The organism is Paenibacillus sp. FSL R5-0519, assembly GCF_037974275.1.
Lineage (GTDB): Bacteria > Bacillota > Bacilli > Paenibacillales > Paenibacillaceae > Paenibacillus.
Window position 1 is genome coordinate 3,590,335 of sequence record NZ_CP150234.1, and the last position, 19,953, is coordinate 3,610,287.

Sequence of the window (19,953 nt, forward strand, 5' to 3'; positions counted from 1 at the left end):
TCGTTTCCACGAAGTCTCTGATTAAACCCAATGAATATAGGCCGCTAAAATGAACCCTTTTGTTTCACTATACTCGTTGATTTCCCCTTCACCAATCGGGCAGGCAAAACAACCCTGTTCACTGCCATTTCGTTGTTCTGCATATTTTGGAGCACCATCTCGAATGCTTGTTTCCCCATATCAAACTGACTCTGTCGCATATGTGTTACACGGCTTCCTTCGGCAGCGTTTGGACTGTCAAAACAAATGATGGACAAATCCTCCGGAATCTTCAGACCAAGTCGATCGGCTGCCTGTTCCGCTAGCAAAGCAATATGGTATTCCGCAGCAAAGAGTGCAGTAATCTCCGGATATTTCTGCAAATGTTCCACCAGTGTCTCCACATCGCGGACCTCGACCTGAGGATCGAACACACTAGGCAATGTCGAAAGAAAAGATTCCAGCCACAATTCTCTGTTCACCAGCACACCTTGATCATGATGTGCCTCAATAATCCCTTCAATTCGTTCTTCAATCGGTGTGGTGTTGGCCGGAGGCTGTGTAAGAAAAGCAATGTGTCGATGACCCAGATTGAACAGATAATTCATCCCTTCTCTCGCCGCGCCTACGTTATCCGTACTGACCGAAGAAGCTGGAATGCCTTTCAGATACCGGTCAATCAGAACAAACGGGAATTTGTTCACGACCAGTTTAAGAATCTCATCGCTGAAATATTCACCCTGTGCAGGGAAAATGATCAATCCGTCCACACCCAGTTCCAGCAGTTCCTGAATGCTGCGTTCCTCCTGCTCGGGAATCCCGAAGGATCGTCTAAGTACGAGAAAACAATCATGCTCTCGTGAAGCTTCTTCCATGCCATATAACAGTTCTGTACCATACATATCACTGAAGTTGGTAATGACCAGACCAATGAGCAGCTTCTTCTCTGGATCTTTAACCGCACCATGCGGAGCAGGTCTGTTAGGTCTTTCCTGCATACCCTCTGCCGTGTCGGCTACAAAAGAACCCCGTCCCGGCTGACGAACAATCAATTGTTCACTCGCCAACATCTCAAGCGCTTTTTTCGTCGTAATCCGGCTAACTCCAAATTCATCACATAATTCCTTCTCCGAAGGAACACGCTCACCCACTTGATATTGATGAAGCTGTATCCGTTCGCGCAAGGATTCAAAGATCTGTTCATACATCGGCTTGGATGCCGAGTCTTTCCCCAATACAAGCACCTCCATAAATACCCATACTTCTCATGTTCTACATCCTAATATATCATGTTATATCATTAATGTGAAGAAAGGAGACTACTTCCCTGCTGTCATATGCAAGCAAAAGAAAAAGCATCCCGATGGATGCTTCATTTCCACATATTTATTTTCACATGATTTTCTGGATTCGTTTTGACACCTTCATCCTTTATAGTGCGTTCTGACGATAATATCGAATCACCTTACGATACATTGTCTTGTCCTTTAACTGATTGAATATATAGGGATCTGGCTTCGCGTTTACCTCAATAATCCATGGAGTCAGACTTCGATCAAGCCCGATATCCACCCCAATGCTTCTCAAACGCGTGTATTTCTTCCGCATGTGCCGAGCGATATGGATGCCTAAGTGATTCATCTCCTGAATCAATTCGTTAATCCGCTTATCAGAGGCATGGGATCTCAACAACGTATGAATGCTCATTGGCTTCGCACCGCTATGGTAGTTGGTCACAATTTTCTTTGGATGACCCAGTCGGCCTATGACCCCTGTCGCTTCCCACTCCTGCCCGAGATTTAATTGAACCATTACCCGAATGTCAAAGCGCCTGTTATTATGTTGCAGCAGATGGATACCTCGTTGAATGAGATAGCTTTTCTGCTTAATTCGATGGGTCAGGCTTCGATAGAATGACTCAAAGCTGTTGAACGTCAGACGCTTTTGACCAATCTGGTAGGCGAAGTGGTGCTGATTGTGCATTTCAGCCTTAATGACTCCCATTCCAAAGGTGCCTATCTCGGGTTTGACATATACCATCCTATATTTCTCCAGCATGGTCTTCAAGTTGGATTGGCTATATCGTTGCGTATCAGGGATAAATGGTTTGATCGCCGAGTTATTCAGCAACATTTTGGTTTTGAGCCATTTACTTCGTAGCGGTTGGGATCGTTGTACTGCATCAACTCCCACAATTCACTCCTCCTGTTATCGTATTTGTTACTCCTAATGCTGCCAACCATGCAGTATATGTATTTTGGTCGAACTAATCTTAGGCGTTAGCTATGAAAAGAGGATATAACAAAAAGCCGACAAGCCAGGATACCTCGGCTTATCGGCTTCTTGCTTAGATGGTCAGAACGCAGTTATCATCCATGTCATATTTTGATTAATTAAGGTTGCAGACCCTCAGCAGACGGTGGACTAGGTTCAGTAGATTCTGTCTCTTCAAGGCTCGAATCTGGTTCTGGATTGGATTGTTCCTGTGCTGCGCTGACGAATAATCGTCCAGCTGCTTCTGCCTCTACTTTGTTGCCTGCTGCATCCTGAGCACGAATCACAATGACTCCCCCCTCAAGAGTAAGTGATGAAGGTGTTGTGTACGTACCCGTGTAACGACCAGGTTCGGTCTCCACTAATGGAATCTCTCCTGCCCCTGAGGCATTTAGATTCAGCGGTAACTGAATCCGGAAAGATGCTTGCAGTCCAGGTTTACTGTCAAACGATACAGTGACACTCTCTCCTGATGTGATTCGAACATCTTCAGCTGGCGTAATATTCGTAAGTTCTGGCAACGCCGTTTCCACGTAGACGGTGCGGGTTACCGTTGTTTTGTTGCCAGCAAGATCGGTTGCTGTAATGGTTATCGTGTTCTCGCCTTCGTTAACCAATACGCGATGACTGAAGCTTCTGTCTTTGCCCACTTGTACGGTTTGTCCGTTAACAGTCAACTTATCGAGGAATTGTTCCACGACATTACCTGTTACATGAACAACTTCCGTGTTGATCCGGCTTCCTTCCGTCGGGCTCGTGATGGTCAACTGTGGTTTGGTCTGATCCAGAATAATGACGATAGGGAGTGAACGGTCGGTTGTTTTTCCGTCAACTACTGCCTCGGCAGTAATCGCATTAATGCCAGAACGGAGTTTCACACCGTATGAGAACTTCCCATTTGCGACAGTTGTCGTGCCAGCGAGATCTTTGCCGTTGTAAATCTTAATCTGTGCGCCGGATGCCGGAGATGTTCCCGACACAGGGAAGGTCGATTGATTCGTATACGTGTTCGCAGGTACTGTGAGCACAGGTGCATTTACCGGGTATCTCACAACTGCACGAATCATGTAGTTACCTTCTTCTGCAGGTGAAGTACTCCACACCCCACTTACTCGCTGCCAGCTTCGACCTGCATTTGGACCATTCTCATCGGTAGCGAGTCCCGGAGCGCCAGTTCCAGCAATACTCTGTACATACACGATATAGAAGTCGCCCGTTACAATGACCGGTTCCGGGAATTCAACGGTTGTCCATTGATCGTTACGAAGTGCAGTACCGTCAAATGGTCCAGCCAGTTGTCGTCCCGGAGCTCCGCCAGGACCCGATGCATCATAGACGGCATATTTGAACGCTGTACCTCCAGGCACAGGCCACTCGGTGTTCCAGAAACGGAACGATGCACCCGTAAGTTGTGCAGTCTCCAGCTCTGGTGTCATTCGAACTGCCCAAGCGTTATCCGCAGCGTTAAAAGCTCGTGCGTTCTCTGCTGTTCCATCATCATAAGCAATTTCCCCCGGGAAGCCGATGAATGGTTTCAAGGCAACATTTGCCTCTGCCGTACCATTACCAGGTACAGTCACAGTAACCGTCTTACTGTAATAATCCGCAGCCCGGATGGATAAAGTATAGCTTCCTTCCAATACCTGAATAACGAAGCTGCCATCTGAACCTGTGCGAACTTCACCTACATTGGCATCTTCGATGACGAGAACGGAAGCATCAGCCAGTGGTTGTCCTGTCCGCTCATCCGTTACTACACCTTCAATCTGTCCATGCGGGATTGCCTCCAGATTAAAGTTGGCTTTGGCTCCACTGCCATCGGTGATCGTTACCTGCTGAGTTCGAGGATAATATCCATATGCCTCAGCTTTTAACGTGTAATCACCTGCTACGTGTGTGAAGCTGTACTTGCCTGTAGCCGAATCTGTCTTCACCGAACGTCCGGTTTCCAATACGGTAACCGTTGCACTTGCAGGCAGGCTTTGTGGAGTAACCGAACCTGTTCCTGGTTTTTCGACTTCCGGTTGTTGCTGTTTCGTTTTGTTGAATTCCGCTTTGTCTGTCCGCGAAATTTTGTACCAAGGGTTATCATAGGACGGTTTTGGTTTGTCACTGTTAAGCACAACAGCACTGTCCTGTGTGACCGTCTCCGCAGCAACACCCAGTACGCGGAAATCATCAATGAACCAACCTGTCCTCACAACACTGTTGTCTGAAGTCAGACGGAACCGGAATTGTACTTCATTGCCGGTAAGTGCATCCAGGTCATAGAATACCGGTGTCCATTGTTTACCGTTTGTACTATGTGAGAATTTGCCCAGTTCTGACCATGTCGTTCCACCATCTTTGGTGACTTCCACATATCCGTAATCGTATCCGCTCTCAATCTCGTACCAATGATTAAACGTGAGTGTTCCTTCGGATACATCCGTCAAATCAATAACTGGGGATACGAGTGAATAGTTGGAGCCATTCTCATACGTATTGTCGAGATCAGTTGCCCACACATTCGGCGGAGAAACGGCGCTGGCAGGTCCCGTTACCGGAATGCCGCGTTCCCACTCATCTTTGGTTCCCGAATGAGTCCAGCCATTATCATCACTGCCGTCGAAGTGATCGATGTAGATATCCTCAGGCACCTCCACTGTAATGGAGACCTCATTCGACTTGTCACTTTCATTGCCACTATAATCCAGTGCAGCAACGGCATAGTAATAGGTCGAATCCGTAACTGTAGTTGTATCCGTAAACGTTGTTCCTGTCGTGCTTCCAATAGCTTCATAACCTGTACCTGCGGTTGTGGAACGATATACGACATAGGATTCGAGATCCTCATCACTCGCTCCAGTCCAGCTCAAGGCTACGTTGCCCAGAATATCGGCAGTTGCAGTCAATCCAGCAGGAGCTCCCGGTGCAAGCTCATCCAATTCTTCAACTGCGAAATCATCAATATACCAACCAGCCTTTTGCACCGAGTTATCACTGGTCAGATTGAATTTGACAAATACCTGCTGTCCCGCGTATGCGCGAAGGTCCACATATTGTTTCTTCCAGTTACCACCCGTACCCGTGAAGCTTAACAACTCTTCGAACACATAATCGCTATCCTCGGAAGCGATATATACCTTGCCAAAGTCGATGTTATTCTCCAGATCATACCAGTGTTTGAAAGACAATAACGCGCCTTCCGGGCTCTCAGTAAGATCAATTGGCGGCGCAAGCAGATATGCATTGCTATTCGCCAGATAAGTACCTTGCAGGTTGGTTGCAATCACCTTTTCACCAGAGTATGCACTTCCAGGACCACTGCTTGGTGCTCCCCATACCCATGTACTTCCCGTACCGCCAGTGGTGAAGCCCAGCTGATCTTCTTCAAAATCCTGAAGATATCCGGGTTGAACACCATTGGAGACAGCCACCTTGTATACCTGACTATCGAATCCGTTATTGCCATAGTCATTCACGCGGATATAATACTCCACACCTTGTGGCTCAATGAGAAAGGCAGGAATGGTTGCTGTGTAAGTTCCATCTTTGCTATCTCCGGCAATCCGATTCATCGGCAGATAGACGTACTGGTTGGTACCTGTCGTTTTGGCAAAAGCCTCGACGGAGACTACCGCGACGTTATCTGTCACATGAGCCGTTAATGGAATATCAATGCCTGTAAAGGCTGAATTGACAGGTGTGTGTTCCAGTACCGGCTCTTCCAGATCATCTCCGGCTGTAACGACTCTGCCGGATACTGTGCCGATTCCTTCGAGTACAGAACCCACAGCATCAAGCGCATTAATAATGCCGTGACCGTAGCCGTTATTAGGAGATGTCGGATACTGACTATCTGTTCTCGGTGTGGCCGTATCTGTAATGATCTGCTCCAGCTGATCCACAGTAAGGGAATGGTTGGCCTGAAGCAGGAGTGCAGCAAGTGCAGTGGTATGCGGGCCTGCCATTGACGTTCCGTTCCAGCCTCCCTCATAGACACCACCCGGAACTGCTGAACGGATATTTACACCAGGCGCAGATACTTCCGGTTTGATCTCGCCATACGGAGATGGACCCAGCAGGGAGAACGAAGCCAGATTTCCGTTGATATCCGTTGCTCCTGTAGCAAAACTTTCAGGATAGTTGGCCGGGTTAGCAACAGAACCAGGTCCGCCCGGGTTACCCAGTCTCACATTTCCTGCGGAGAATTCTGGGAAAATCTGAGCATCACGCCAGGCTTGCACCATGGGCCGGAACCATTCATCCAGTCCTGCACCTCCGCCCCATGAATTGTTGACGACATCCGGTGCAAGTTCAGGGTGCAGATTACCTTCTGCATCCACTGGTGCAATCAACCATTGTCCGCCATCCAGAATAATGGCATCTGTTGTTTCCGGATTAAATATCCGTACACCTATCCACTTCGCACCGGGGGCAACCCCGATCTGATTGGTACCATCTGGTTCCGAGCCAACCATCGTACCCATCGTGTGTGTACCATGTCCGTCTCCGTCCGCAGGAAGTGAAGCATTACTGTGCGGATCATACCAGCTCAGTTCAGGATCAACAATATTGCCCGAAGCATCCAGTCCTCGCCACTTGCTGCGAAGCGCAGGGTGGGTATAGTCTACACCGCTGTCGAGATTGGCAACGACAATCCCCGTTCCATCGATGCCCCGATCCCATACGGCTGGCGCATTGATGTAATCCAGGTTCCATTCCACGTTCTCTGTTGCAAGCTTGTCCTTTGCAGCAGGCTCTTTATCTTTGACTCCGACTGAAGCGTCTTTAGCTGGCGTTTGCACAGCATCTTTGGCTGGTCCCGCACTCGCCGGTTCTTTACTCACTTCGGCTTTCTGTAAGTATCGTGTCTCATTCGGTAGAATCTTCTCTACCTCAGGCAGCAGCGCAATCTGTTCCATGACTTCTTTGGTACTCGTCACTGCCAGTGAATTGACAATAAAATAGCTTTTATATTCTTTGACCTTGCCCAGGTCAACTTCCTTTTCCAGATAAGTTTCCAATGGATATTGTGTACGTGAGGCCGTTTCTCGCAGAGAACTGACGACTGAATTCCGAACGGACAGCTTTGTGGCTGAAGGCGTTTGTTTGGCGATCGTCGCCTTTTCGAGGGCCTGCTTGGAGACTGCTGCTGTATCCACCTGTTCCTTCATTTTCACCAGATAGGTAACATATTCACTACCTTCAAATTCTTTGGTCAACTTGGCGTTTACTTTGGCCTCAGAAACTTTGGCAAGTCCAGATTTCATATCCAATTTGGATGATGTGGAGTTTTCAGCTGAAACCGGATGAATGATTGAAAATGCAAGGAGAAGCGAGAGCCCTATAGAGATGGGCTTGCGTAACCGATTAATCTTTATCAAACTTTTCCACTCCCTTTACCCGGTTTTGTAATTTAGTCTGGTACATATGCCCTTCTCTGCAGAATAAAACGGTAGACTAACCTTAATTGCGGACGGAATAAACGCCCTGGATTTCACATAAAGCCTCACCTCCTTTACAGGTTTGGTTAGGGAATTAGGGACAATATGAGTCAGAAGAGACACACCGATTCATCTATGTTTTTTCACTTGGAAGTTTAGGAGATTTGATACCTCAAGGGTTAAGACGCGAGTGTAATAGGTTGGGTGTTTGAGTTATGCGACGAGAGTGAATGTCTATAAGCATTCATATGGAAGGGTAATCAGGAGCGTTAGCAGAACGCTTTCTAAGGAGTGGTGAATATGACTTTCGATCGTGATTCGAGTGAGTGTGCAAACATTTAAATTACATATAATAGTCAATTAGGAATTTAATTGGATTTTATTGGTATAGTATAAAATCATTATTCGATATATACAAGCACTTTTATTGAAAAATATAGAAAATAAGCCTATTAAATGCTTTTATGTGTCTCATGTCGCTTACGCGTTCATACTATTTTTTCGCAATTATGCATTCCATTTTGCTAAATGATCAAATTTAGTAGTTCTATGAAACTACGTTTTGATGGTCAAGGTTACTATTCAACCAAAGGGATAAAGCGGAGATTTATCCTGCTTGTGTCCCCTTTCGTTTATTGCATGTTCAAATCGTGTATTCCCTTTCCGTAATCGTCTGAGCTTATATACGTTAATTTGTGAACTATATATGAATAAAGTATATATTTAACAAAAAAGCATATAAAATCCTGCAAATGTTATTATATATATTTGGAATAAAATGTACGATTGTCTTGTAACATACATTTGGCGCCAGATCAACCTTACTCTCATCCTAGGAAATGACTGTGAGGAAAGCTACTGCTCTATTGATCTTTTGTCTTTTTGTGACAAGTACGAACTCTACTCTATTTTAAATTTTAAATACCCTAAGGAGATGTTTGATTGTGAAAAAATATCAAAAAACAGCAATTGCAGCTCTTTCTTCCATGGCGATGCTTTTAGCATCTGTTCCAGCGGTATTCGCTGATGAAGCTCATACGGTAACTCTCCCTTCCTCCCAGGAAGTTCAGACACAACAACAGTCCCAAGCTCAAGATATTAATATTTTTGCTCAAAATCCCATAAGAGAATATTTCAATGGAGGATATAGTACCGATATTTACTTGAGTGGAAGTGTCACCTTTATATTTAATCCTCTTACAACAGGGGAATATGTGTTTAAAGTTGAAGATATGAGTGGAAACCTGAAGGGAGATGGAAGAGTAATCGTGTCTGATTATGGAACGAAAAGCATCACTCTTGAGAACTTGAAAGGATATCATAAAATTGTGGCTTACTCACCCAATGGTTATGGTGGAAGCTATGACATTTACTATTAATGCTTGGTAGTCATAGATATCACAGCTATGTATAAAAAGTTCAAACCCCATGGCTCTCATGAGTCATGGGGTTACTTTATGTTTTTGAAAGAAACGATTGAGTCGGCCCCAGATCAAAATGTATATCGCATCATGTAATGTTTACGCCACCACTTGCATAGCCAACAACGGTATTCACAAGACTGAGTCCAGTTGCCGTCGCGGAGAATACGAGCAGAAGACGTGTCTCTGCTGTCACCGGTATCGCCAATCCGGTTGTTATGCCATTGGAGATGCTTCCCAAAGCAATAATACCTGTGAGTGGCGGCTCCAGTGTAACGATGGCCCCTGGTACCGCATTGAATGCATTATCCGAAGTAGGTGAATTGAATAATTGCGCGGTGATGGTCACTGTTGACCCGGCCAAGGCCAAGGCTGCTCTGGTACTAAAATAGACCGCGATGGAAGTGATCACGCCATCACGTGGGGCAGAGAACGCAAAGTTAATGAGTGGGCCGACAACCATCCCCGTCAAATCAATCGTGCCACCCAGAATGCTGACTCCGGTTGCCGAGCTTCCGAAACCGATTAGAGTTGTCGTTCCTACCAGTCCACCAGCAATGGTTGTCAATGTGGCAGGTCCGCCAGAAGCAAATGGTATAATAGCTCCCGAACCCGTAGCGCCTGTTACGCCAGTGCTGCCAGTTACTCCCGTAATCCCGGTTGCGCCGGTCAGTCCCGTAACACCTGTGGCACCGGTAGCCCCGGTTACTCCCGCAATCCCGGCTGCACCCGTATCACCTGTGACTCCCGTGGCACCCGCTACACCAGGATCACCTGTTGCTCCTGTAACACCTGCTGCACCAACAGCTCCAGTACTCCCCGTTGCACCTGTCGCTCCTATTGCACCACCCGCAGGGCCTTGTGGTCCAGGTACGCCCTGAGGACCCGCAGGCCCTGCAGGTCCAGCCGGACCTTGACTCCCAATGTTTCTTAGCCCTGTAGTAATAGCCAATTCAGTTGCCCGAATCAAAATGACCAGAATGTTTCTTTGACTTCATCTGACGGGATCCCCTCCTTAGTGAGTCAGAGTAAACATACCCATAACGCCATTGTGCTTCCGCGATATTGTGCAGCTAAGATTACTTCATACCAAGTCTGGTCGAGCCATACTGACAGCACTTACGTGAATTATATTCGCAATATGAACTGAAAATCTCTCCCCAGGGATGGACAACACTCCTTACTTTGCAATGTTTAGACTGAATTTGACACATTCGACGAAACGGTCATGTATTGATTTGATAAGAGCAAGATTTTTAGCAAACCTGTGCGGATGTACGATCCCCTTGTGTGTTCCTTTAATATATTAGCTAGATACTATTCGATTTTTTCAATCCGAAGGAGGGGGATCACTGGACATGAGCAGGCAAGTAATTATTAATGCAGACGACTTTGGATTGTCACCTGCCATTAACGAAGGCATTATCAAAGCCTATCAATCAGGAGGAATTACGAGTACTTCGATGATGGTCAATATGCCGGGCTTTGATCATGCAGTGCATGCTGGACAGTCGCTACCTGATTTCGGGATCGGTCTGCATTTCAACCTCACATACGGATGCCCTGTTTGCGATCCGGGAAGCGTATCTTCTTTAGTGAAAAAAGATGGTTCATTTCATAACGGAAATAGTGTATATGTACGAGATCCCGCTGATATCATCAAAGAACTTGATGCACAATGGAATCGGTTTATAGAAGCCTTCCGTTACCCTACACATTTGGATGCCCATCATTTGCTGCATCAGAACGATCCCATGATATATCAAATTATGGCGGAAAAAGCCATTCGGGAAAATGTACCACTCCGCAAATCTCAGATTGTTCATTCCATTCCCCAAGCGCCCGTCCCCCGAATGACCGAGATGATATTATTGGATACTTATGGAGACAATGAAGGTTTGCAGCGACTGCTTCATCATTTGTTTACGCTGCAAGAAGGAACCACTGAGATTGTATGTCACCCCGGCTATGTGGATGATATTCTGCTTGGGATTTCGGAATGGACGGACATTCGTGAGCGGGAACTTGCCGTGTTCATGAACGAGGAAATTCCCCGTACGATGCGGGCATTGAATATCTTGCCTGTTAACTACACAGCGTTGAAAAAATCACCGGAGGAACCATGTGAACTCCCCATAAGTCCATCAACACCACAACCCATAAATAAGAAAACTTCCCGTCACAACCCGAATCGTGCAGTTAAACGCAAACGAAAGACACCTCGATTATTCAAAAAACGAGGTATCAAGTCTCGCCTGTCTACAGCTCGAAACCGGAAAAGAGTGTAAGTCATTGCAGAATATTGATTATCACTGCAAAAGTTAAACAACCCAAAGAGCGCTATCCAATGAGAACAATACTCCTGGATGCGCCCTTTTTATAATAACCGTATTGAAAATGATCTTTGAGATTAATCCAATTCAATTTTGAAAACAATCGGTGCATTACTCTTCACAGTTGTCGTTGTGATTGTCAGTGCGTCCGTAGATCTCTCCCATTGCGGTTTTTCTTCGTATCCAAGTACCTGAATGTCTTGAATAACGCCTTGGAAATGATGAGATCCTTCCTTCAGCGATTTAATGTGAATCACTCCGTTATCCGGGTAGGCAAGAACCGTGGCATACAGACTGCTTTCTTTTATCGTAAACCGTATATCTTCACTCGTAAACGCCTTGGTATCTCCATCAGTAAATTGCCCTTCCTTCACCTCGGTTGGACCCTCGCCAAACGTGCGCCAGAATGATGTGTCATAGATCGCTTCCCCATTCACTTCCAGCCACTTGCCGATGCTCAGCAAAATGTCGCGATCTTCATCCGGTATACTGCCGTCTGCTTTGGGTCCAATGTTCAGCAGAAGATTTCCGTTCTTGCTTACAATATCGACAAGATCCCGAATGATCTCTTCGGCCGTTTTATAGTTATTATTTTCCGTATAACACCATGAGTTTTTAGCGACAGCCGTATCCGTTTGCCAGAAATAAGGCTTGAGATCAGCGAACTGTCCGCGCTCCACATCCGGAACAGCACTGCCAAACATATAGGCTTCATGTTTATAATTGATCGCAACAGGCTCGCCCCATTCTTCGCCTTTGTTATAATAATAGGCCGCAAATTTCTTCAAATAGGGTTTGAATGCAACCGTTTGAATCCACCAATCGAAATAGAAGACCTTCGGCTGATATTGATCTACCAGTTCACAGCAACGAATCAACCAGTCTTCCAGATACTCCTCGGTCGGAGGCGAACCATACAGATCATGATGATCCGGTTCTGGCATGGCAGGCCAATAGAAATCACCACGTTTCAGGGGCTCTTGAATATCTGACTCGAATTCCTTCCCGTGAGACATGAAGAACCAATGCTCCGCACGGTGGGACGATACACATAAGGTTAATCCCTGCTTCTCATATGCAACCTTCATCTCGCCCAGAATATCTCGTTTGGGGCCCATTTCATATGTGTTATAGTGAGAGATAGAGCTCTTGTACATCTGAAAACCATCATGGTGCTCAGCTACAGGCATAACATATTTGGCTCCGGCCTTTTTGAATAACGTTGCCCATTCGTCTGCATCAAACTTCTCTGCACGAAACATCGGAATGAAGTCTTTATATCCAAATTCCTTATGAGGTCCATACACCGCAAGGTGATGTTCATAAGCCTTGGAGCCTTGAATATACATATTTCGCGAATACCATTCGCTATCATAAGCCGGGACGGAATACAGCCCCCAGTGGATGAATATACCGAATTTCGCTTTTGGGTACCATTCTGGAACTTGGAAAGCGCTGAGCGAACTCCAGTTGTCCTTAAATTTACCGTTCGCAATTGTTGCTTCGATCTGTTGCAAATATTCCTTTTTGTCCATGAACTGTTCTCATTCCCTCCGTTATCGTCTGCACTTGTATTGTAGTGTTACGGCCAAAGGTTAAACATGCAGAACACTAACTTTTAGATGGACAATACTAACCTTGTATGGAGATGAATAACATGAACCACCAAACGTTGCTTACAAATTATCTGTCCAATCTGCAAGTTGAATTATTCATGGTCAACTATAATCGTTGCGACATCGATTGGAGAGATCTGGATTATACACCCGATTACAGCAAGTTTTATTTCATATGTGAAGGTGAAGGCTGGCTCAAGATTGGGAACGAGGAGTTTTACCCTACGCCTAATCAGCTTATTTTAATGCCGGAAGGAATCAAACAATCCTACTCTGCCATTAATGACCGTCCTTTTCTCAAGTATTGGTGTCACTTTAGTGCAAAGGTTGGGGGAATCAATTTGTTCCAAATTCTGAAATTTCCGAATAGCTGCACGCTGGATCAACCTGAGTTGATTCAGGGGATTTTCAGCAGTATCCTTGCATATGCAAAATCCGACTCAGTCTATGCCCATATGATGGCCAAAAGCAAACTGACCGAGTTACTGTCCCACTATATAATGAATCTCGATCTGGATCAGATCTCTTTTATTAACGTGCCGGTTATGGAGAAGCTATCCACCATTCTGGCTTACATTGATTCCAACATTGAAGAGAATATTTCAGTTCAGGATCTGGCCCAGATTGCCTACATGCATCCGAATTATTTCATTCGATTTTTCAAGCAGCAGATTGGCCTTCCTCCAATCCTCTACATTACTGGAAAAAAAATCGATAAAGCCAAGGAATTACTGACCTGCACCCCGAACACAATCACCGCTATTGCAGAGCATCTCGGTTTCAGTGATTTGTACTATTTCTCCAGACAGTTCAAAAAGCATACAGGGCTCACACCTACGGAGTACCGTAGACAAACAACAGTACTGACTACGAAACAGGGTTTATGAACAAGCACAATTAAGAGAGAGTTCCCTCATTCGGAACTCCCTCCCACAGACTTGTTTCTGTTCAACAACTCTTGCTGGATTACTTTTTTGAGTTCTCTCAAATAAGCGTAACCATATTTTTGATCCGGCTCAAGATATGTCCCTTCCGCCCATTCATTCCAGGCGTTAACAAAGAGATATTCACTATTGTACACTGTCCTCGCTCTCTCCATCTGCCTCGCCAGATATATCCCAAACTTCTCTGGGGTTGACCCTAGCGTACTCTGGCCGTCAACGCCTCTTCGCGGTGTATTATCCCAATTGACAAAAGCACCTGGATAGATCATTTCTCCGTTACGATGTGGCGTTCGCTCCAGAATGGAGGACCATACTTTGTCGTAATTCACAGCAATATGCTGCCGACCCTCGATGTTCATTTCGATCCAGATTCCATTCATATGTCCATGTGCATAGGTGTAATGTGGTTCAAATTCCATACTTGCATCAAAGATCTGATGATTAAATGTAGGGAACCCACCGATGGTCTGTACAAAATGGATCCCTTTCAGGCCATGCTCTAGAGCCAATTCACGCCAAAACTGTATCATTTCCTCACATCGAGGAATGCTTGCTGGCCGATAGATCAGAAATAGCGGCTTATCTTCGACTCGAATATATCGTTTATCCTTAAATACGTTTACCAGATAATTAAAATGCTCTTCCCAATCATCTTGATCCCCATAGTTCTGGGCCATGAGAATGTCCGATTCCTGGCCATCCCATTTTCTTGTCCATGTTTCATTGGCCCAAGACAAACAAAATGGGAAATCAGGCTCTCCACTGCTCAGTATTTCATTCACCGGTTTTTCCAGCAATCGTTTACCTTTGAACCAGTAATGATAATAACAAAATCCATAAATGCCATGATGTTTGGCTGTTTCTGCTTGCCATTTTCGTACATCCGGATCGGAAAGATCATAATATTTCCCCTGAAATGGCTGGTTCGGCTGATGATGACCCGAATATAGGGGAGTGGCTTTTTTTACATTGGTCCATTCAGTAAAACCTTCCCCCCACCAACGGTCATTCTCCTCAATCCGGTGAAACTGGGGTAGATGCAGAGCAATTACCTTCAATCAGAACGCCTCCAATGGAGCAACATGATACAGCATACACCCGAGATTCTTGATGGTTATATAAAAATGATATCCAACAGTCGCAGTGTTTTTTGCAGATGGGATTGATTGTATTTCATGTATGCCAGAGCATGGCTAGCGGCCAGTCTTCTTGCATCAATATTCTGCCAGTAATATTCAAACTTCTGAATGAGTTCTTCACCGGAAGTGTATTGCTGAAAGATACCAAGGTCTACCATGTTACTCTGATTCAGCGATGGCCCTATGAGCTGAAACGTCCCGCATGTGGCAATTCCCATCAAATGTTGGATTGATTCTCCACTATGAATGACCAGTTTGCTTCCGTTATACAACATCTGACGAGCTTCATGTCTTTGAACGGGATAGAAATCCCCAAGCGGAGTCCACCCCTTCCCGTCCACCCGAACGTTTTTGTTATCCAGAAGACCCGATTTGGCAAAAGTTGTGATGATGCTACCCGGTTCTGCATCCCCGATGATATAAACATCCGATTCATACTCCGGGGGAACAGCTTGCGGACAGAAAATATGGGGATCAGGGGGCATTAATAGTTCATTAAGAGCAGAGCCTGCCAGATGCAACTGATCACTTATTGACCATGAATGCTGCACAAACACGTGATCAAACCATGGCAATATGGCTTCGCTCTGACTTCCATTTTGATTCGGAGACAACCAAATTGCTTTTTTGGCGGTTGATTCTTTTAGAGCTGTGATATTCTCATTCGGCAATTGTTCATCACTTCCAACAATCAGAATCAGGTCAACCTCCATAGCAGACAGACTGGCTGAAACGGATTCTATATATTTAATCTCATTTACATGCCTCACGAGATGTTTAAGGCTATGTTCAATCAGTACACAATGTGATGACATTTCCCGGTCATTACACGGTGTAATCAGAAGCACATTTAACTCCTTATAGATCACTTTGGACTTTACTCGATTAGTTGCATGTTCCTCCTGCATCATTTTCAACCATTGTTGCTTGAGATCCGACTGCTGTACTGCCATATGTTTGCGCATGGATTTGAGTTTTCTGTTCAGTACTGCATGCATCTGTCTCAGAAATAACTGGTTTGCATCGTGAACTGAACGATTCTTCTTTATAGACTTAACCTGCATTTTGGACTTCTTTCGGATAGCAAACCCTCCCGTTCCGTACGAAAACATTCTCTGGCTACAATATGCACGAAATAGTGGCATGGTTTCTTCTATTAATGGCTTCACTGGCTCATCATGTAAAACGGGCTTTATCTCGTACATATAATGTGTAGTCACCCGGGTCGGTTCAAATCTTGTCCTCATAGAATATAAGAATACTATATAGGAGATGATCTCATTGCCAACATTTGATAGTATTCTTGTCACCGGTAATCAGACCATTAATCAAGATCTGCAAGTCAATGGTAATGAAACCATTGGCGTTGATCTACAGGTCAATGGTAGCCAGACCGTAGCAGGCAGCCTCCAAATCAATGCCAGCTCCTCTATCGTTAATAATCTGGGTGTAGGCGGTGTTATTGAAGCTGGAGACAGCGTCAAGGCTACTACACAATTAATGGCACTTAATCAACCAGTGCTTCCAGTAGCTCTGCCGATTGTACAGCAGCTCAGGTATTACAATCCTGGTGTTGCAGGTCAACCCGGTCTGGTCTTAACGGGGACCGCTGGCAATCAATATATTCTGTTCGTAGATGAGAGTAGTGGAACGCCCAATCTTGCCATTCAACCTTTATAAGGTGATCCATCCACAGGTAATGTCAGCAAAAGAAGCGATGTCCATGTATTCTCCGGACGTCGCTTCTTTTGCTTTCGTTACTGATGAAACCTATTTATAACTTCATCCATTGATCAACCTTTGATTAATACAGACAATGCACTCTTGCTTTCCAGCTGAAACTTCGTCAATGTATCGTCACGCAGCTTGACCTGTACGTTACCCGTCCCATCTCCATCATTGAAGAGGACTAGTGCGACGGAACCGTCTACATTTTTGAAAGCCACGGAACAGATCGCATGATCACTGGACGTTGATTCAATGCGAACAGCCTTTGGACGAATCAAGGCACTAAAGTGTGCCAAGGCATAATAATCGAGTGTATACGTAAGCTCCTTCGTCTGCTGATTCACCTGCACGATCCCACGACATGTACTGCGGCCAAATCCGGGAACGGTTGGCCCGTTGTTCTCGTCCAGTGCCATATTCCAAAGTACCAACGATTTGCTGTAATTGCGCAGAATCTGAATCCCCGTTCTCATCACATTGGAGAAGGCCTGTTCAAATGGCGGGATCCACTCCCCACCTGAGCCTTCGGTGAAATGTACTTCTTTGCCTGCAAAGACTTCGTATACCTTCGTTTGAGCAGATGCATCACCCCCATACCAGTGCCAGGCTACGCCGTCCACTGCCTCTCCCACTTGTTCCAACACAGTAAGTGGATAGTCCGGTTGATCCCAGTTATGATCGTAACAGAGAATTTTGGTTTGAATATCGTTACGAACAAAGGCTGGTTTGAGATGGTTTTTGATAAATTCCGCTTGCGCTTCAGCCGGCATCAACATACCGGGATAATGCCCTGGTTCATAAAGCGCCTCATTCTGTGGTGTGATGGCATGGATCGGTAATCCATGCTCTCTATACCCTTGAATGTATTTCACGAAATATTCGGCATAAACAGGATACCATTCCGTTTTCAATTGTCCGGTAATCATCGATCCGCTCGTTTTCATCCAGCCGGGTGCACTCCATGGTGAAGCAAACAGTTTCAGTTCAGGATTCAATGCCAACGCCTTTTGCGTTAACGGAATAACGTCCTCTTCATCATGCATAATACTGAACCGGGTTAATTCTGGATCTGTCTGCTGTTCTGGCATATCGTTATAACTGTATACCGTTCTCGCATAGTCCGAAGCACCCATCGGGTTACGTATGACCGAGAGCCCAATACCTATCTCAGGATGGAACAGCCGGGTCATAACCTCTTCCCGCTGCTCCTCACTCAAGATCTGGTTAATCAAATAGGCAGATGAATCGGTAAAAGAAGCACCAAATCCGTCCATCTCCTGATACGTTAGCTGATCATTCAGATGGATGGTGGTTGTCTCCAGATCAGGAGCATGAGGTTGCAATTGATTCACGGACACAGGTACAAAACATTCATCTTCTCCTGTTGATTTGTACATTTTGAATGTAGTCATAGAATTCTCCTTCATGTTTCAATTATTGAATGCCCAGTTTCTCTTTGTTCTGTTTCATCTTTTCACTGCGCACTTTCACAATCTCTTCCCAACGGTTTTCACCTAAAAATGACTTGTACGCAGCCAGTGCATTGTCAAACGATGCATCATCCTTGGAACGTACCATACTAACCAGTGTTGTGTTCCATTTGGTGTTAATCGCTGACAACGCACGAGCTTCAGGTGTACCTTGATCCGGACTAATATTCTCCAAAATGAAGTGTGGTTTCAGCTTGCCTTTGCCCCACTCCTGCATCTGTTTAATCGCTTCCGGAAATGCATCTGCACTGAGTGCTTTGTGGCGGTCATGACCGAAGAACATAAACTCACCCATCCGATAATCCTTTTTGAATTGATCTGCGTTATTCAGTTGCAGTTCTTTCACCGCTGGCAACAACTCTACACTACCGTCGGCTTTGGTTTGGTAGGTTTCCCCTTCAATTCCGTAATTCATTAGAGTCTGTCCTTCTTCACTCAGCAAATATGTGAAAATTTGAATCACCTTGGCCGGATCTTTACAATCCTTGGAGATGTAATTAATCATCCACCCAGTTATCCCGGATTGATTCAATGTCGGAGCATTGCCTTTGGTGCTCTGCGGACCATCAATTGCAATATATTCTTTGCCCGGGTTGGCACTCATGTAAATTTGCAGGTTTCCCCCTTGTTGAGGTGTACCGTCAAGCAGCATGGTCGCGTATTTACCAGACTTTACTTTTTCCTCAAAAGCCGTTCCATCATCAGCAAAACTGTCATCACTGATATTGCCATCTCTGTATACGGTGTTCAATGTCTTCAACCACGTTAGGTAATCTTCATCCAGATTACGATCGTAGAATTCTCCCGATTCGGTCTCCAGCGGAACGCCGATGAAATCTTGCAACGTATCCCCGAGTGACCCTGTTCCTTCACCAATAGAGTTGAATCCAAACGGAATCAGTGCAGGGAACTCTTGCTTGATTCGTTTCATCACACTTTGGAATTCCTCTGGCGTTCCAATAACCGGACTACCCAAAGCTTCGTACACATCCTTACGAATGACAAATGCTGTTTTGGCCGGAATGTTACCGCTGTCATAATCCTCTTGTGTATTGGAATAGTTCGGGTAACCATAGGTTTTACCATCCGCCAATTGGAACCAGTTCAATGTATCGGCAGCTGCGACTTTATTGAAGTAAGGATCATATTTTTCCGCCAGATCGTTCAACGGCATGGCCCAGGTTGCAGCTTTTTGTACCACAGGAGAATTGGAGTCAAATACGGTCAGCAAGTCAGGCATATCTCCGCCGGCGAAAAAGGTGTTTAACTTGGTATCATCACCCGTGATGAATTTAATATTGATGTTCAGATCCTCTTTAATTTTCTTCGTGACAATGTCCTTGCCAAAATCGGTGTTCCACCAGTCCGCATTGACGTACCACGTCAGGTCTGTAACTTCTTCCTTTTTATCCAACTGCCAAGCCGGCTTTTCCGGGTCAACCGTATACCGATCTTCAATGGATACCCAATTCCCTTCACTGGAGCCCCCAGATCCACCGCTGCAACCTGTTATCATCATCACTGCTGCAAGTAATGTCGCGAACAATGTAATCCCTTTTTTTCCTGATGCCTTGTTCAACTTCAACATGTTTTTGTTCCT

The 19,953-nt window shown here is 45.4% G+C and carries 13 protein-coding genes; 4 read left to right on the forward strand and 9 right to left on the reverse strand.

Annotation, left to right across the window (positions count from 1 at the left end):
- Positions 1-44: 44 nt before the first annotated feature.
- From MKY73_RS16140 to MKY73_RS16150, 3 genes are all read right to left on the reverse strand, one after another.
- Positions 45-1,223 carry a GntR family transcriptional regulator gene (locus MKY73_RS16140; protein ID WP_339308625.1) on the reverse strand — a complete coding sequence of 393 codons (1,179 nt, stop codon included), beginning with the start codon at positions 1,221-1,223 and terminating at the stop codon, positions 45-47.
- A gap of 187 nt (positions 1,224-1,410) precedes the next feature.
- The gene (locus MKY73_RS16145; protein ID WP_339302602.1) at positions 1,411-2,172 is read right to left on the reverse strand and encodes a YheC/YheD family protein; all 762 of its coding nucleotides are present in this window, start codon (positions 2,170-2,172) and stop codon (positions 1,411-1,413) included.
- 200 nt (positions 2,173-2,372) lie between these two features.
- Positions 2,373-7,622 (reverse strand): S8 family serine peptidase, encoded by a 5,250-nt coding sequence (locus MKY73_RS16150; RefSeq protein WP_339302603.1) that lies wholly within the window; start codon positions 7,620-7,622, stop codon positions 2,373-2,375.
- A 1,004-nt stretch (positions 7,623-8,626) separates the two neighbouring features.
- On the opposite strand from MKY73_RS16150, the gene MKY73_RS16155 reads away from it, so the two are divergent.
- A complete protein-coding gene (locus MKY73_RS16155) occupies positions 8,627-9,061 on the forward strand; it encodes a hypothetical protein (RefSeq protein WP_339302604.1) in 435 nt (144 codons plus the stop codon).
- Positions 9,062-9,191: 130 nt separating this feature from the next.
- On the opposite strand, the gene MKY73_RS16160 is transcribed toward MKY73_RS16155, so the two are convergent.
- A complete protein-coding gene (locus tag MKY73_RS16160; RefSeq protein WP_339302605.1) occupies positions 9,192-10,055 on the reverse strand; it encodes an exosporium glycoprotein BclB-related protein in 864 nt (287 codons plus the stop codon).
- A 406-nt stretch (positions 10,056-10,461) separates the two neighbouring features.
- Between MKY73_RS16160 and MKY73_RS16165 the strand changes: the two genes are divergently transcribed.
- Positions 10,462-11,391 carry a ChbG/HpnK family deacetylase gene (locus MKY73_RS16165; RefSeq protein WP_339302606.1) on the forward strand — a complete coding sequence of 310 codons (930 nt, stop codon included), beginning with the start codon at positions 10,462-10,464 and terminating at the stop codon, positions 11,389-11,391.
- Between the two features lie 122 nt (positions 11,392-11,513).
- Here the strand turns inward: MKY73_RS16165 and MKY73_RS16170 are convergent, their stop codons facing one another.
- Positions 11,514-12,971: an alpha-L-fucosidase gene (locus MKY73_RS16170; RefSeq protein ID WP_339302607.1), complete on the reverse strand. Its 1,458-nt coding sequence runs from the start codon at positions 12,969-12,971 to the stop codon at positions 11,514-11,516.
- 122 nt (positions 12,972-13,093) lie between these two features.
- Here MKY73_RS16170 and MKY73_RS16175 point away from each other — a divergent pair, with 122 nt between their 5' ends.
- Positions 13,094-13,939 carry an AraC family transcriptional regulator gene (locus MKY73_RS16175; RefSeq protein WP_339302608.1) on the forward strand — a complete coding sequence of 282 codons (846 nt, stop codon included), beginning with the start codon at positions 13,094-13,096 and terminating at the stop codon, positions 13,937-13,939.
- Positions 13,940-13,965: 26 nt separating this feature from the next.
- On the opposite strand, the gene MKY73_RS16180 is transcribed toward MKY73_RS16175, so the two are convergent.
- Together MKY73_RS16180 and MKY73_RS16185 are read right to left on the reverse strand one after the other, a co-directional pair.
- Positions 13,966-15,054, reverse strand: a complete 1,089-nt coding sequence (locus MKY73_RS16180; RefSeq protein ID WP_339302609.1) for a glycoside hydrolase family 99-like domain-containing protein — start codon at positions 15,052-15,054, stop codon at positions 13,966-13,968.
- 56 nt (positions 15,055-15,110) lie between these two features.
- Positions 15,111-16,199, reverse strand: coding sequence for a hypothetical protein (locus MKY73_RS16185; RefSeq protein WP_339302610.1), 1,089 nt, complete (start codon positions 16,197-16,199; stop codon positions 15,111-15,113).
- Positions 16,200-16,407: 208 nt separating this feature from the next.
- On the opposite strand from MKY73_RS16185, the gene MKY73_RS16190 reads away from it, so the two are divergent.
- Positions 16,408-16,815, forward strand: coding sequence for a hypothetical protein (locus tag MKY73_RS16190; protein WP_244660886.1), 408 nt, complete (start codon positions 16,408-16,410; stop codon positions 16,813-16,815).
- Between the two features lie 113 nt (positions 16,816-16,928).
- Here the strand turns inward: MKY73_RS16190 and MKY73_RS16195 are convergent, their stop codons facing one another.
- On the reverse strand, positions 16,929-18,275 hold the full coding sequence (locus MKY73_RS16195; RefSeq protein ID WP_339302611.1) for a glycoside hydrolase family 30 beta sandwich domain-containing protein: 1,347 nt from the start codon (positions 18,273-18,275) through the stop codon (positions 16,929-16,931).
- 22 nt (positions 18,276-18,297) lie between these two features.
- The gene (locus MKY73_RS16200) at positions 18,298-19,941 is read right to left on the reverse strand and encodes a sugar ABC transporter substrate-binding protein (protein ID WP_339302612.1); all 1,644 of its coding nucleotides are present in this window, start codon (positions 19,939-19,941) and stop codon (positions 18,298-18,300) included.
- Positions 19,942-19,953 lie beyond the last annotated feature (12 nt).